This window comes from Paraburkholderia sediminicola (genome assembly GCF_046027825.1).
Taxonomy (GTDB): domain Bacteria; phylum Pseudomonadota; class Gammaproteobacteria; order Burkholderiales; family Burkholderiaceae; genus Paraburkholderia; species Paraburkholderia sediminicola_D.
The window spans coordinates 1-13,779 of the sequence record NZ_JAQQDU010000151.1 but is presented as its reverse complement, the minus strand read 5'-3'; the positions used below and the strand labels follow the sequence as shown (position 1 = coordinate 13,779).

At 62.2% G+C, this 13,779-nt stretch carries 13 protein-coding genes; 3 read left to right on the top strand and 10 right to left on the bottom strand.

From position 1 onward, the window contains the following. Positions 1–475, bottom strand: a 475-nt coding sequence (locus tag PQQ96_RS39950; RefSeq protein ID WP_408302599.1) for a tetratricopeptide repeat protein, incomplete at its 3' end; no start/stop codon positions are given. A gap of 129 nt (positions 476–604) precedes the next feature. On the opposite strand from PQQ96_RS39950, the gene PQQ96_RS39945 reads away from it, so the two are divergent. After that, complete coding sequence (locus tag PQQ96_RS39945; protein WP_408302597.1) at positions 605–1,915, top strand: ATP-binding protein; 1,311 nt, start codon at positions 605–607, stop codon at positions 1,913–1,915. Then, positions 1,912–2,454 (top strand): response regulator transcription factor, encoded by a 543-nt coding sequence (locus tag PQQ96_RS39940; RefSeq protein WP_028197735.1) that lies wholly within the window; start codon positions 1,912–1,914, stop codon positions 2,452–2,454. The genes PQQ96_RS39945 and PQQ96_RS39940 overlap by 4 nt, the downstream gene beginning before the upstream one ends. A gap of 207 nt (positions 2,455–2,661) precedes the next feature. On the opposite strand, the gene hslU is transcribed toward PQQ96_RS39940, so the two are convergent. From hslU to PQQ96_RS39895, 9 genes are all read right to left on the bottom strand, one after another. Beyond that, positions 2,662–4,008 carry an ATP-dependent protease ATPase subunit HslU gene (hslU, locus tag PQQ96_RS39935; protein ID WP_172310390.1) on the bottom strand — a complete coding sequence of 449 codons (1,347 nt, stop codon included), beginning with the start codon at positions 4,006–4,008 and terminating at the stop codon, positions 2,662–2,664. Between the two features lie 9 nt (positions 4,009–4,017). Beyond that, complete coding sequence (gene hslV, locus PQQ96_RS39930) at positions 4,018–4,554, bottom strand: ATP-dependent protease subunit HslV (protein WP_028197737.1); 537 nt, start codon at positions 4,552–4,554, stop codon at positions 4,018–4,020. Positions 4,555–4,863: 309 nt separating this feature from the next. Continuing rightward, entirely contained in the window at positions 4,864–5,283 is a 420-nt protein-coding gene (gene dksA / locus PQQ96_RS39925) for an RNA polymerase-binding protein DksA (protein ID WP_054037155.1), read from the bottom strand. A 639-nt stretch (positions 5,284–5,922) separates the two neighbouring features. Further along, complete coding sequence (locus PQQ96_RS39920; protein ID WP_408302596.1) at positions 5,923–7,020, bottom strand: CobW family GTP-binding protein; 1,098 nt, start codon at positions 7,018–7,020, stop codon at positions 5,923–5,925. 231 nt (positions 7,021–7,251) lie between these two features. Beyond that, the gene (locus tag PQQ96_RS39915; RefSeq protein WP_408302593.1) at positions 7,252–8,454 is read right to left on the bottom strand and encodes a class I SAM-dependent rRNA methyltransferase; all 1,203 of its coding nucleotides are present in this window, start codon (positions 8,452–8,454) and stop codon (positions 7,252–7,254) included. 98 nt (positions 8,455–8,552) lie between these two features. Further along, entirely contained in the window at positions 8,553–9,476 is a 924-nt protein-coding gene (gene xerC / locus PQQ96_RS39910; RefSeq protein WP_408302591.1) for a tyrosine recombinase XerC, read from the bottom strand. 16 nt (positions 9,477–9,492) lie between these two features. Beyond that, positions 9,493–10,212, bottom strand: coding sequence for a DUF484 family protein (locus PQQ96_RS39905; protein WP_408302589.1), 720 nt, complete (start codon positions 10,210–10,212; stop codon positions 9,493–9,495). A 200-nt stretch (positions 10,213–10,412) separates the two neighbouring features. Further along, complete coding sequence (gene dapF, locus PQQ96_RS39900; protein WP_408302587.1) at positions 10,413–11,276, bottom strand: diaminopimelate epimerase; 864 nt, start codon at positions 11,274–11,276, stop codon at positions 10,413–10,415. 105 nt (positions 11,277–11,381) lie between these two features. Continuing rightward, positions 11,382–12,266, bottom strand: coding sequence for a lipid A biosynthesis lauroyl acyltransferase (locus PQQ96_RS39895; RefSeq protein WP_408302585.1), 885 nt, complete (start codon positions 12,264–12,266; stop codon positions 11,382–11,384). Positions 12,267–12,543: 277 nt separating this feature from the next. Here PQQ96_RS39895 and metK point away from each other — a divergent pair, with 277 nt between their 5' ends. Beyond that, positions 12,544–13,734 carry a methionine adenosyltransferase gene (gene metK, locus PQQ96_RS39890; RefSeq protein ID WP_408302583.1) on the top strand — a complete coding sequence of 397 codons (1,191 nt, stop codon included), beginning with the start codon at positions 12,544–12,546 and terminating at the stop codon, positions 13,732–13,734. Positions 13,735–13,779 lie beyond the last annotated feature (45 nt).

Below are 13,779 nucleotides of genomic sequence, written 5' to 3'. Positions count from 1 at the left end.
TGAGATTGGTCCACCCGTCGCCTTCGCCGGGCTCGTCCTGGACTGCGCTTTCCAGTAGCGCAAGTTGTTCGCCCAGGTCGCCGCCCGTCAGCGAGAGTGCGCCAGCGAAATTGTTGCGCAACTGCGGCAGTTTCGGATCAATGGCAAGTGCACGACGATAGGGTGCGATTGCCTCGCTATGCCGGTGCGCCATCTGCAGCGCGTAGCCGACACGGAAGTGTGCAAGGGCGCGATGGGGATCGAGTTGGGCAATAATGGCGGCGAGTTCGATCGCGTCGTCATGACGATGTTGCTCGAGCAAAGTGATGGCGAGCGAGTCGATGGACTCGTCGTCGAGCGGATGGCGCTGTGCAGCGGCATCGAGCCAGTTGGCCTCTGCTTGCGCGGTGCCGTTTTGTCGGGCTGCGGCGGCATGTCGCAGGAAAGTCAGGAAAGCTGATGAGGCGGGGGTCTCGCTATCGGAGATAGGCAGCATGGCTGAGTGTGGGTGGCGCCAGAACCGATGATGAGCGATCGGCTCGCGCAACGCTGTCGCAAAAATACCATGCTACCGGCGCAACGCCGTGAGGTCAGTCAGACTAGTCCGAACAGTTAAACTAAAGTCATGCATCGTATAACTAACACCGGCCGGGTCAACCTCGGTCATCTGTTCTGGCTACGCAGCCTCGCCATCATCGGCCAGCTGATGACGATCGCGTTCGTGCAGATCTTCTTCGGCGTGCACTTGCCGTTGCCTGCCATGTTGCTCGTGATCGCCCTCGAGGTGATCTTCAACGGACTCACGTGGTGGCGTGTCTCGCAGCAGCGGCCCGAGTCCAATCTCGAACTGTTCGGCCAGATCTGGGTCGATCTCGGCGCCTTGTCGGCGCTGCTGTTCCTTTCCGGTGGCACCACCAACCCATTCGTTTCGCTGTACCTGCCATCGCTCGCGATTGCCGCGGCCGTGTTGCCGTGGTTTTTGATGGCGTGGCTCGCCGCGTTCGCCGTGGCCTGCTATGCCGTGCTCGGTTTCGATTCCGTGCCGCTGAATCTCGACAACCCGGCGAACCTGTTCGACTACTTTCGCGCCGGCATGTGGGTGAACTTCATGGTCAGCGTCGGCCTGATTGCGTGGTTCGTCGCGCGCATGTCACGCGCTCTGCGACTACGTGACGCAGCGCTCGGAGACGCGCAGCAGCGCTTGCTTCACGATGAACGCGCCGTCGCGCTCGGCGTGCAGGCCGCCACGGTCGCGCACGAAATCGGCACGCCGCTGTCTACCATTGCGATGTTGTCCGAAGAGTTGCGCGACGCTGCGCGAACCGATAAGGGGCTCGCGCCGTACAGCGCCGATCTGGAGCTGCTCGAACAGCAAATGACGCTGTGTACTTCCGCGCTTGCGCGGCTGCGCACACGTGCGTCGACAACGAGCAACCGGCAACTGGTCAGCGAATGGATCGAGTCGTTTTGTGAGCAATGGCGCTTGCGTCATCCGCATGTGAAGTTCGAGCGGATCGGCGTGCCGCCAGCCGAAGTCAGCCTTGACGATACGGTTGCCGTCAGTCAGATTTTGACGATTCTGCTCGACAACGCCGCGCGTGCGAGTCGCGATCATGTGACGCTGTCGTGCGTGCTCGCGGCTCGTGGCGACCAGATCGTATTCGAAGTATGCGACGCGGGCCCTGGCATTCCGGCCGCGTTGCGCGGGTCGATCGGCACGATGCCGGTCAACAGCACACAGGGCGGACACGGCGTGGGCCTGTATCTGGCATTCTCGGCCGCGGCACGTCTGAAGGGATCGATCGAACTGACCGATGTCAGCGAAATCAAGCCGCGTGGCACGCGTGCAGTATTGAGACTGCCGCTCGCAGCGCGCAAATTATCGGGCGCGGGCCGTCAGGGCACGACGCCATCCAACACGGAGAAACAGGCATGAGCGATATGAATTTTCTGGTGATCGATGACGATGAGGTGTTCTCCGGTATCCTCGCTCGCGGTTTGACGCGACGCGGTTATACGGTGGCCGAAGCGCACAACGCGGATGAGGCGATCAAGTTGGCGAACCAGCAGAAGTTCAGCCAGATCACGGTCGACCTGCACCTCGGCAACGACTCCGGTCTTACGCTCGTCGCTCCCTTGCGAGATTTGCAGCCTGACGCGCGCATGCTGGTGTTGACCGGTTACGCGAGTATCGCAACGGCCGTGCAGGCGGTGAAAGACGGTGCTGATAACTACCTGGCGAAGCCCGCCAACGTGGAGACGATCTTGTCGGCGCTGCAAAGCGAAGCGAGCGCGCTGCAAGCCGAAGAGGCGATCGAGCATCCCACGCCGTTGTCGGTGGCGCGTCTGGAGTGGGAGCATATTCAACGCGTGCTCGCGGAGCACGGCGGCAATATTTCGGCCACTGCACGCGCGTTGAACATGCATCGTCGAACGCTGCAACGCAAGCTGGCGAAGCGGCCGGTGAAGCAGTAGGCGCTGAGGCCTGCTCGTACTTGCGGGCCGGAAAGCGAAAAGGGCTGTCTTTTACAAGACAGCCCTTTTTCTTGCGCGTTACATATGAAGGCCGCGCGCGAGGCGCACGATTTTAACGCGGCATCGGCATCGGCATCGGCATCGGCATCGGCATCGGCATCGGCATCGGCATCATCACCGACATCGACATCGACATCGACATCGACATCACAGCACGTAGCGCGACAGATCCTCGTCTTCCGCCACTTCGTTCAGCGCGCGATCGACATACGCCGCGTCGATCTGCACCGTCTTGCCCGAGTGATTGCCGGCTGCGAACGAAACATCTTCGAGCAGTTTTTCGATCACCGTGTACAGGCGGCGTGCGCCGATGTTTTCGGTCTTCTCATTGACCGAGTACGCGATTTCGGCCATACGGCGAATGCCGTCGTCGGCGAATTCGAGGTGCACGTCTTCCGTAGCCAGCAGTGCCTGGTATTGCTTGACGAGGCTCGCGTCGGTCGAGACGAGGATCGATTCGAAATCACCCACCGACAGCGAATCCAGTTCGACCCGAATCGGGAAGCGGCCTTGCAGTTCGGGAATCAGATCGCTCGGCTTGGCCAGATGAAATGCGCCACTCGCGATGAACAGAATGTGGTCGGTCTTCACCATGCCGTACTTGGTGTTGATTGTGGTGCCTTCGACGAGCGGCAGCAGATCGCGCTGCACGCCCTGACGCGACACTTCGCCACCGCCCGCTTCGTTACGCGACGCGATCTTGTCGATTTCGTCGAGGAACACGATGCCGTTCTGCTCGACGTTCTGCACGGCCTTGGCTTTGACCTCTTCGTCGTTGAGCATCTTGCCGGCTTCTTCGTCGGTGAGGACCTTGAGTGCTTCCTTCACCTTCAGCTTGCGGCGCGTTTTCTTGCCGCCGCCGATGTTCGCGAACATCGAACGGATCTGCTCGGTCATGTCTTCCATGCCCGGCGGCCCCATGATGTCCATACCCACTTGCGGCTGTTCGACGTCGAGTTCGATTTCCTTGTCGTCGAGCAGGCCTTCGCGCAGACGCTTGCGGAAGGTCTGGCGCGTGGTGCTGCCTTCGTCCGCCGTGTCGACGGCGCTCGAGCTCGCGCCGAAACCCACCGGCCGGGCGCTAGGCAACAGAATGTCGAGGATGCGGTCCTCGGCCTGATCTTCCGCCTTGGTCCGCACTTTGCGCATTTCCGTTTCGCGCGTCTGCTTGATTGAGATCTCCATCAGATCGCGCACGATGCTGTCCACGTCGCGGCCGACGTAACCGACTTCGGTGAATTTGGTGGCTTCGATCTTGATGAACGGTGCGTCGGCCAGTTTCGCCAGACGCCGCGCGATTTCGGTTTTGCCGACGCCGGTCGGTCCGATCATCAAAATGTTCTTCGGCGTGATTTCCTGACGTAGCGGGTCTTCAACCTGCTGACGGCGCCAGCGGTTGCGTAGCGCCACGGCAACCGCTTTCTTCGCACGGCCTTGGCCGATGATGTGTTTATCGAGTTCCGAGACGATCTCGGCAGGGGTCATGGTGCTCATCGTGGGTCCTTACTCGATCGTCTCGATGACGCGGTTATGGTTCGTATAGATGCACATGTCGCCGGCAATCTCCAGCGACTTCTCCACGATCTCGCGCGGCGACAGCTCGGTGTTGTCAACGAGCGCCTTCGCGGCGGCTTGCGCATAAGCGCCGCCCGAACCGATCGCGCAGATACCGCCTTCCGGATCGAGCACGTCGCCGTTACCGGTAATGACGAGGGTGGTGGTGGCATCCGCGGCGATCAGCATCGCTTCGAGGCGGCGCAGCATGCGGTCGGTGCGCCAGTCTTTGGCGAGCTCGACGGCGGCGCGGGTCAGATTGCCCTGATGTTTTTCCAGCTTCGCTTCGAAGCGGTCGAGCAGCGAGAAGGCGTCGGCCGTGCCGCCGGCGAAGCCGACCATCACCTTGCCGTTATAGATGCGCCGGACTTTCTTTGCCCCGCCTTTCATGACGATGTTGCCCAGCGTCACCTGGCCGTCGCCGCCGAGCGCGACCTTGTCGCCGCGGCGCACGGAAACGATCGTCGTGCCGTGAAATTGCTCCATATGCGTTCCTCTTTGCAAAACGGGTAGGACACGGTGGTGCAGCACCACCGCATGAATCCTGAAAGCGGACGGCGCGCAACGCTGAAACGATCAACCGGTTGGCGCGCGCTCGTGCAACGCATGTTCGACTTATTTTAGGGCGTGCGCGGTCATATCAAGAGCCGGCAAACGGCATAAGACAAAAACACGGGATTCAGAGCGGGGAATTGTGCGGAGGGGCACACAAAAGAAAAAAGGCGCACAGATCACCGTGCGCCTCTCGACGAAGCAGCTTAAAAGGGCGCGGAGCCGAAGCCGCGCCGCAGGCGTTCAGTCGCCGAACAGCTTCTGGCGCAGTTCGCGGCGTTCCTGTGCTTCGAGCGACAGGGTAGCCGTGGGCCGAGCGAGCAGACGCGGCACGCCGATCGGTTCGCCGGTTTCTTCGCACCAGCCGTAATCGCCCGAATCGATGCGCGCGATCGATTGCTGCACTTTCTTCAGCAGCTTGCGCTCGCGGTCGCGCGTGCGCAGTTCCAGCGCATGCTCTTCCTCGATCGTTGCACGATCGGCCGGGTCCGGCACGATTACTGTTTCGCGCAGGTTTTCGGTCGTCTGGCCGGCATTGCGGAGAATGTCCGCCTGCAGCTGTTCGAGCTTGTTCTTGAAGAAAGCGAGCTGATCCTCATTCATGTAATCCTTGTCGCTCATCTTCAGGATTTCGGCTTCAGTCAAGAGTCGTTTCGTCGTCATCTGGCTTGCTTCTTCAATGTGAGGCAAAACTCTTACATAGTGCCCGCACTTTCGTATTGCCCGCAAAGGCGCCACGAGGACGCTGGGCGCTGGGTGCGCACGGACGGTGGACTGTCGTGACGCCGCAGCGCCTTGCGCCCACGCGCCGGGCGTCGCTACGCCTATGCGGGGCCGAACTCCTCTGGAAACCGTTTCTCAATTGCTCCTGAGGCATTGCTTGCCGGCAGCGCGCTTTTCGAGCTGTGCCAGCCGGCATTGTCGGCGTGAGTTCCGGACAAGATTTTCCGGCGCCGTTTCAGGCCCGGTACGGAATACGCGCTGACCGGGCAATTCGTTGTCATTCTCCAGTGGGCACGTATTGTAACTGAATCACAATCCAGCACCGCAACTGGTGAAAATCCCCGGCGGCGCACCGATATCCCGAAAATATAACGCGCGCACGGTCAAAAAGCGATGGTCGTGCACGCTTTAATACAGCAGGGTTTTCACGTGTTTTTCACACGACCGACATTTCAGCGGGCTTTCGGCCGCTCCCCTGCGTATTCTGCAGAGGATTGCCCAGGTGCCCGAGGGGCGCACGCTCGTGGCTAGCGCACGACAGCACGCCGCGCCATTTGCACGGCACGGCAGGCGTGACGCTTACGCCAGGCAGGCGTCCAAGCCGTCGGTGATCAGGTCTTGCGGCAGTTCGATGCCGATGAACACCATCTTGTTGGTCTTCTTCTCGATCGGCTGCCATTTCGCGGCCAGATCGCTGCCCATCATCTGATGCACACCCTGGAACACCACCTTGCGGTCGACGCCCTTCATATAGAGCACGCCCTTGTAACGCAGCAGGCGCTCGCCGTAGATTTGCAGAATGCCACCGAGGAAGTCCTCGAGTTTGTTCGGATCGAACGGACGGTCGCTGCGGTAGACGAACGACTTGATCTTGTCGTCATGGTGCGCGTGATGGTGATGCGCGTGGTCGTGGTCTTCGTGGTCGCACTTGCCGTGGTCGTGATCGCAGTTTTCGTGATCGTCGTGATCGGCATGGGTGTGGCCGTGCTCGTCATGCGCGTGAGCGTGGTTATGCGCATGTTCGTCTTCGGCGAGGAAGTCAGGGTCGATTTCGAGCTTCGAATTCAGGTTGAAGCCGCGCAGGTCGAAGATTTCCTTGATGTCCGCTTCACCGAAATTGACGACCTTGATCGCCGCCCGCGGATTCATGTGCAGCAGGCGGTGACGCAGATCGTCCACGTGCTTTTCATCGACCAGGTCGGCCTTGGTGATGAACAGGCGATCGGCGAAGCCGACCTGGCGCTGCACCACTTCATGCTCGTCCAGTTGATGATTCGCGTGTTTCGCGTCGACCAGCGTGATGATCGCGTCGAGCAGGAATTCATTGGCGATCTGATCGTCCATGAAGAACGTCTGCGCAACCGGGCCCGGATTGGCGAGACCGGTGGTTTCGATCACGACACGGTCGAAATCCACTTCGCCGGACTGCTTCTTCGCGGCCAGATCGCCCAGCACGCGCGACAGGTCGCCGCGGATCGTGCAGCAGATGCAGCCGTTGCTCATCTGGATGATCTGCTCGCTCGTGTCCTGAACGAGGATTTCGTTATCGATGTTCTCTTCGCCGAACTCGTTTTCGATCACGGCGATCTTCATGCCGTGCTTTTCGTTCAGGATGCGCTTGAGCAGGGTGGTTTTGCCGCTGCCGAGAAAGCCGGTCAGGATGGTGACTGGAATCATGTTGGTCGCCTGTAAGTACGTGAGTCTGTGCGTAATCGGGATCTGAAGCGCGAAATAGGCAGCGCGAAATGTGCAGAAAATGCGCCTGCGAATCCGGTTTGCCGGGCGTGGCAGCCTGACGGCGCGCGGCCCGATCTAGCCGGATATTGAAACATATCTGTCAAGCCGGCGCTGGCGGCAGGAGCGAACCCCTTCGCAGCGCACGGGAAATAACCCTGAAACTATGGGCGATCAGGCAATTTGCAACAGCAGGCCTTTCAGGTATTCGCCTTCCGGGAATGCGGTGAGCAACGGGTGGTCAACCCCGGCGCCGAGGCGCTTGAGAATCCGCGCATCGACGCGCGCATCGGCCGCCGCGCCGGACACGATCTTCTGGAACAACTCCGAGTCGATCGCGCCGGAGCATGAATAGGTGAACAGCAGGCCGCCCGGACGCAGAAGCTTCAGGCCGGTCAGGTTGATGTCCTTATAGGCGCGCGCGGCGCGGTCCACGTGTTCACGCGACGGCGCGAACTTCGGCGGATCGAGCACGATCAGGTCGAAACGTTCGCCTTCGTCGTAGAGGCGGCGCAGGGTCTTGAACGCGTCGGCGTCGAGCCAGGTGGCGCGTTCGGCGTCGAAGCCGTTGGCGACCACGTTCTGTTGCGCGATCGCGAGCGCGTCGCCCGACGAATCGATCGACACCACGCGCTTCGCCCCGCCTTTCAATGCCGCCAGCGAAAAGCCGCCGGTGTAGCAGAAGCAGTTCAGCACGTCGCGATCTTTCGCCAGTTCCTGCACCAGCAGGCGGTTGTCGCGCTGGTCGACGTAGAAGCCGGTTTTGTGGCCGTTGCGTACGTCGACGTGATAACGCACGCCGTTTTCGCTCGCGATCAGCGCGTCCGACGGCGCATCGCCTGCCAGCACACCGGTGATCTGCTCGAGCCCTTCCTTCTGGCGGATCGACACGTCCGAGCGCTCGTAGACGTTCGGGCAGCCGGTCGCCTCGGTCAGCGCGGCGACGATCGCGTCCTTCCATGCCTCGACGCCCGTCGCCATGAACTGACACACCAACTGGCTGCGCTGGCCTTCGTCCTCGGCGACGTAATGATCGACGATCAGACCCGGCAGGCCGTCCGCTTCGCCGAAAATCAGCCGCACGGCGCCGGTGTTGTGCACCATCGTTTGACGATGCGCGAGCGCGCGCTGCACGCGGCGCTTGAAGAACGCGTGATCGATCGGCTCGGCTTCGTCGAAACTCCACACGCGTGCGCGAATCTGCGAATGCGGGCTGTAGGCGGCGCGTGCGAGGAAACGGCCGTCGTGCGCGCGCACCAGCACGGTCGCGCCGGGCGTGGGATTGCCGTCGACGCGATCGATCACGTTGGCATAGACCCACGGATGGCGGCGCTGCAGCGATTTTTCTTTCGACGGTTTGAGCGTAACGGTATTCATCAGGATGTCAGCAGAAGCAGTAGGCCGCGTGGACAAAGCGTCACGCGGCAGGTGAAGCGAAGAGGGAGACCGCACGCTGCAACAAGCAAATAGCGGAATCAGTCGCGTTTTTTGGCGCGCGGATGCGCCTGATCGTAGACGTGCGCGAGATGCTGGAAATCGAGCGCGGTGTAGACCTGCGTGGCGGTGATGCTGGCGTGCCCGAGCAGTTCCTGCACGGCCCGCAGATCGCCGCTCGACTGCAGCACGTGCGTGGCGAACGAATGCCGCAGCACGTGCGGATGCACATTGGCGGGAATGCCGGCGACCAGCGCCGCGCGCTTCACCCGATCACGTACGACATTCGGCGACAGCCGGTTACCGCGCGCTGACAGAAACAGCGGATGCGGATCGTGTTTCACCATCTGATCACGCACCGCGAGCCACGCGTTCAACGCGACGAGCGCCTTGCTGCCGACCGGCACGATGCGGCGCCGGTTGCCTTTGCCGAGCACTTCGACTTCGGCGGAGTCGAGCTTGAGCCAGCCCGCCGAGCGGTAGTCGCCGGCATCGGCAAAACGGGCGTCGAGGCCAACCAGTTCGGACAGACGCAGCCCCGACGAGTAGAACAGTTCGAGCATCGCGTGGTCGCGCAACCCTTCGGGCGTCGCGGCGGGCGGGCTTTCCATCAGGCGAGTGGCGTCGTCGACGGAAAGCGCTTTCGGCAGTGCTTTGGGCTGTTTCGGCGCCCGCACGGTGGCGACCGGGTTGGCCGGCAGGTCGACGCGGCCCGCGAACCAGCGGTAGAACGCCCGCCAGGACGACAGCCGATGGCTGATTGAGCGCGCCGTCAGGCCGCCGGCGTGCGCTCGCGACACCGCGCCGCGAATATCGACAGCGGTGAGGCTTTCGAGCGGCCGGCCTTTGGCCAGCAGCTTGAGCTCCTCGAGTTCGTGGGTGTAGCCGCGCAGCGTATGCGCCGACAGTCGCCGCTCATGTTCGAGATTCGACAGATAGGCGGCGATCGGGTCGGCGTCGGTCACAATGGTTTTTCGTGGCTCAGCGCGGCAGCAGACGGCTCAGCGCCGCACTCGCCAACGCGCCGATCTGCGTCAGGAAATCGGTCGCCATGCCGTCGTGGAAGCGGCGTGCGTCGGCCGAACCCATGACCAGCAAGCCGAAGGTGGGCGCTTCTTCCTTGCCTTCGGGGTCGCGCAGCGCGAGCAACGCAATCGACTCAGTAGCGTGTGCGGACTCGCTTGTGCTGCCTGCGGCCCCATCGTCGTTCACCGCCGAGACCGCCGGCGCCAGCCACTGCGCCGCTTCGAAGCCGGTGTTCGCGCCACAGTACGGCGTGGTGAGGCTGTTCGCGAAGATTCGCACTTCCTCGCCGACATGGCGGGCGAACTCGGCCTGCGCATACGGCTCGGAGACGTCCCATACGCGCAGCGCGGTTTGCGGCACGTCAAAAATATCGCGCAAACCGGTGGCGATCGTGCGCGGCAGCGCGTACGGGTCGCGCTCGGCCATTACGCGGATGGTCCAACGATTGAATTTCGAGGCGATGCTGTCGTTCTCGTGACCGTAGCGCAGCAGCTCGGCCAGACGCCGTTCGAGATGCTTGTTCTTGTCGCGCAGCATTTCCATCTGCCGCTCCTGCAGCGACACCGCGGCTTTGCCGTGCGGGTTCGCAAGCCGGATCGTCGCGAGCATTTCCGCGTGTTCGGCGAAGAAATCGGGGTTGGCGAGCAGATATTCGGCGACTTCGCGATCGTTCATGGTTTCGGCTAAAGGACTACAGGGCGACGCCTTCGGGCGGCGCGTCGGTCATGAGTTCGGTCGGCCGGTGTAAGCGCCGTTTTGTCCGGCGCTTCATCGGCCCCTTCATCGGCCTGTTCGAGGCCACATATCGGGTACTTCCCCGGTCGATCGCTCGGCCGGTAAATCGGGTCGTGCGCCGGTTAGCGCGCTGGCGCGGGTCAGTCGGCCAGTTCGATCTCGCCTTCGAAGACGGTTGCCGCGGGGCCGGCCATCAGCAGCGGCGTGCCTTCTTGCGTGCTGTCCCACGTGATGGTCAGCTTGCCGCCGTGCGTGTGTACGAGCACCGGCGCATCCAGCAGCCCGCGGCGAATGCCGGCGGCCACTGCCGCGCACGCGCCCGTGCCGCACGCCAGCGTTTCGCCGGCGCCGCGTTCATAGACCCGCAGCTTGATCTCGCTGCGACCGACGATCTGCATGAAACCCGCGTTCACTCGCTGGGGGAAGCGTGCATGCCGTTCGATCACCGGGCCTTCGACGAGCACCGGAAAATCTTCGACGTTGTCGACCACTTGCACCGCGTGCGGATTGCCCATCGACACCACCGAAATCCAGCGCGTCACGCCGTTCACATCGAGCGGCCAGAGCGTGTCAGCGCCCTCGCGGCGGCATTCGAGGCCCTTGGTGGCGAACGGGACGCGCTCCGGTTCGAACACGGGGGCGCCCATGTCGACCAGCACTTCGCCGTTTTCCTGCATGGTCAGCAGGAGGGTGCCGTTCTGCACTTGCACGCGCACGCTGCGCTTGTCGGTCAGGCCGCTATCGCGCACGAACTTGACGAAGCAGCGCGCGCCGTTGCCGCAGTGCTCGACCTCGCCGCCGTCGCAATTGAAGATGCGATATCTGAAATCGAAGCCGTCCACAGTGGGTTTCTCGACCAGCAGCAACTGGTCGGCGCCGACGCCGAAATGCCGGTCCGCGAGCGCGCGCACCTGCGCCGGCGTCAGGTTGACCGGTTGGGTGTAGCCGTCGAGCACGACGAAGTCGTTGCCCGCGCCGTGCATTTTGGTGAATTTCAGTTTCATCACGCTATTGTAAGTGACACGCCTGCAGGTGGGCCGAACGCCGCTTTATTTGTCGCCTTATTTGTCAGCTCAATTCCGCGTTCAGGCACTTTTTTCGAAAGCGGGTCAGTACACGCCCGGCTCGCCCGGCGGACGGGTCTTGAAGCGCTTGTGCACCCAGTAGTACTGCTCGGGGATGAGCGGAATCTGCTCTTCGAGGAAGGCGTTCATGCGTCGCGCGTCGGCGTCGTCGTCGCCGGTGGGGTAGTTGTCCCACGGCTTGAACACCTTCAGCCGGTAGCCCTTGTAGTTCGGCAGCACTTCGCCGATGAACGGCACGACCCGCGCGTGGCCGACCTTCGCGAGGCGCGCCACGGCGGTTAGCGTGCAGGTCGGTATGCCGAAGAATGGCACAAAGGTGGAGTTGCGCTCGCCGTAGTCCATGTCGGCGCCGAGCATGACCGGCTTGTAGTCGCGCAACCAGCGCAGCACGATGCGCGCACTGTCGGCGCGGCTTGCCATGTCCGCGCCGAAGCGGCCGCGCGCGGCCTTCGCCACGTCGTCGAGCACCTTGTTGGACATCGGCTGGTAAAGCGCGCCGCACTGTCGGTGCAGCGCGTAATTGATGAACACGGAGCCCGCTTCGATGCCGACGAAATGCGCGCCAAGCAGCAGCGTGGGAGGCATGTCCGGGTCGCTCAGGTCGATCTCGCTATCCACCTGCACGAGCTTCTCCAGCTTCTCGGCAGAGCCAAACCACTGGACGCTGCGCTCGACATAACTGCGGATCGCGTGGCGGAAGTGTTTCTGCGCGATCTCTTCGCGGTGCTCGGCGCTCCACTCAGGGAAACACAAACTCAGATTGATGTGGACGATGCGCTTACGGTTGCTGGGAATCTGATAGAGCAGCCAGCCTAGCCCGTCGCCCAGTCGCGCGACGAAACCGTACGGCAATAACGCCAGAAATTTCAGCAGTCCAATGGCCAGGTGGGCGCCAAGGCGACTCAGCATGCCGCACCTCCGTGTAGGGCGTCGAGCGACGCTTTGCTCAAGAAACCTGAATACGGGTCGAAATACAGCACGGGCGATCACTCTGTGACAATCAAAGGAAGTCGCTATAATAAGGGCTTCGCCGAGTTAATAGACAACTTGCGGGGCGAAGCTGGCGGGTGCGATCCATGGGATATGCCCCTGCCGGAAAGGTAATCCGCTAAAGCGTCGCCGCTTCAAGGCTCCCGAAGCTGGCTACGTGAAACTCAACCGTAACCACACAACAGGAGTCTGCAACGTGGCAAACGACTATCTCTTCACCTCAGAATCCGTTTCCGAAGGCCATCCCGACAAAGTCGCGGATCAGATTTCGGACGCAATCCTTGACGCCATCCTGACCCAGGACAAGTACTCGCGTGTCGCAGCCGAAACGCTGTGCAACACGGGTCTCGTCGTGCTGGCCGGTGAAATCACCACCACCGCGAACGTCGATTACATCCAGGTCGCGCGCAACACGATCAAGCGCATCGGCTACGACAACACCGATTACGGTATCGATTACCGCGGCTGCGCGGTGCTGGTGGCGTACGACAAGCAATCGCCGGACATCGCCCAGGGCGTGGACCGTGCGCACGACAACAACCTCGATCAAGGCGCCGGCGACCAGGGCCTGATGTTCGGTTACGCGTGCGAAGAAACCCCGGAACTGATGCCGCTGCCGATCCATCTGTCGCACCGTCTGGTGGAGCGTCAGGCGAATCTGCGCCGCGACGGCCGTCTGCCCTGGCTGCGTCCGGATGCGAAGTCGCAGGTCACCGTGCGTTATGTCGACGGCAAGCCGCATGCGATCGATACCGTGGTGCTGTCCACTCAGCATTCGCCGGACATCGATCTGGCCACGCTGCGCGAAGCCGTGATCGAAGAAGTCATCAAGCCGACGCTGCCGGCTGATCTGATCAAGGGCGACATCAAGTTCCTGGTGAACCCGACCGGCCGGTTCGTGATTGGCGGCCCGCAAGGCGATTGCGGTCTGACGGGCCGTAAGATCATCGTCGATACGTACGGCGGCGCAGCGCCGCACGGCGGCGGCGCGTTCTCGGGCAAGGATCCGTCGAAGGTCGACCGTTCAGCAGCGTATGCCGGCCGTTACGTCGCGAAGAACATCGTGGCGGCGGGTTTGGCGTCGCGCTGCCTGATTCAGGTGTCGTACGCGATCGGCGTTGCTCAACCGACGTCGGTCATGGTCAACACGTTCGGCACGGGCCGCGTGTCGGATGCAGTCATCACGAAGCTGGTGCTGGAGCATTTCGATCTGCGTCCGAAGGGCATCATCCAGATGCTCGACCTGCTGCGCCCGATCTACGAGAAGAGCGCGGCCTACGGTCACTTCGGCCGTGAAGAGCCGGAATTCACGTGGGAAGCCACGGACAAGGCGCTGCTGCTCGCCGAAGCTGCAGGCACCGAACCGGTCGCCGCGCTCGCAGAATAAGCGCACGCAGTCCGCTTCAGCAAAAAACCCCGCCGGCGCAAGCCT

Coding starts and splice junctions, on each gene's coding strand:
- PQQ96_RS39945 (WP_408302597.1), top strand. CDS start 605: ATGCATCGTATAACTAACACCGGCCGGGTCAACCTCGGTCATCTGTTC.
- PQQ96_RS39940 (WP_028197735.1), top strand. CDS start 1,912: ATGAGCGATATGAATTTTCTGGTGATCGATGACGATGAGGTGTTCTCC.
- hslU (WP_172310390.1), bottom strand. CDS start 4,008: ATGAGCACCATGACCCCTGCCGAGATCGTCTCGGAACTCGATAAACAC.
- hslV (WP_028197737.1), bottom strand. CDS start 4,554: ATGGAGCAATTTCACGGCACGACGATCGTTTCCGTGCGCCGCGGCGAC.
- dksA (WP_054037155.1), bottom strand. CDS start 5,283: ATGACGACGAAACGACTCTTGACTGAAGCCGAAATCCTGAAGATGAGC.
- PQQ96_RS39920 (WP_408302596.1), bottom strand. CDS start 7,020: ATGATTCCAGTCACCATCCTGACCGGCTTTCTCGGCAGCGGCAAAACC.
- PQQ96_RS39915 (WP_408302593.1), bottom strand. CDS start 8,454: ATGAATACCGTTACGCTCAAACCGTCGAAAGAAAAATCGCTGCAGCGC.
- PQQ96_RS39905 (WP_408302589.1), bottom strand. CDS start 10,212: ATGAACGATCGCGAAGTCGCCGAATATCTGCTCGCCAACCCCGATTTC.
- dapF (WP_408302587.1), bottom strand. CDS start 11,276: ATGAAACTGAAATTCACCAAAATGCACGGCGCGGGCAACGACTTCGTC.
- PQQ96_RS39895 (WP_408302585.1), bottom strand. CDS start 12,266: ATGCTGAGTCGCCTTGGCGCCCACCTGGCCATTGGACTGCTGAAATTT.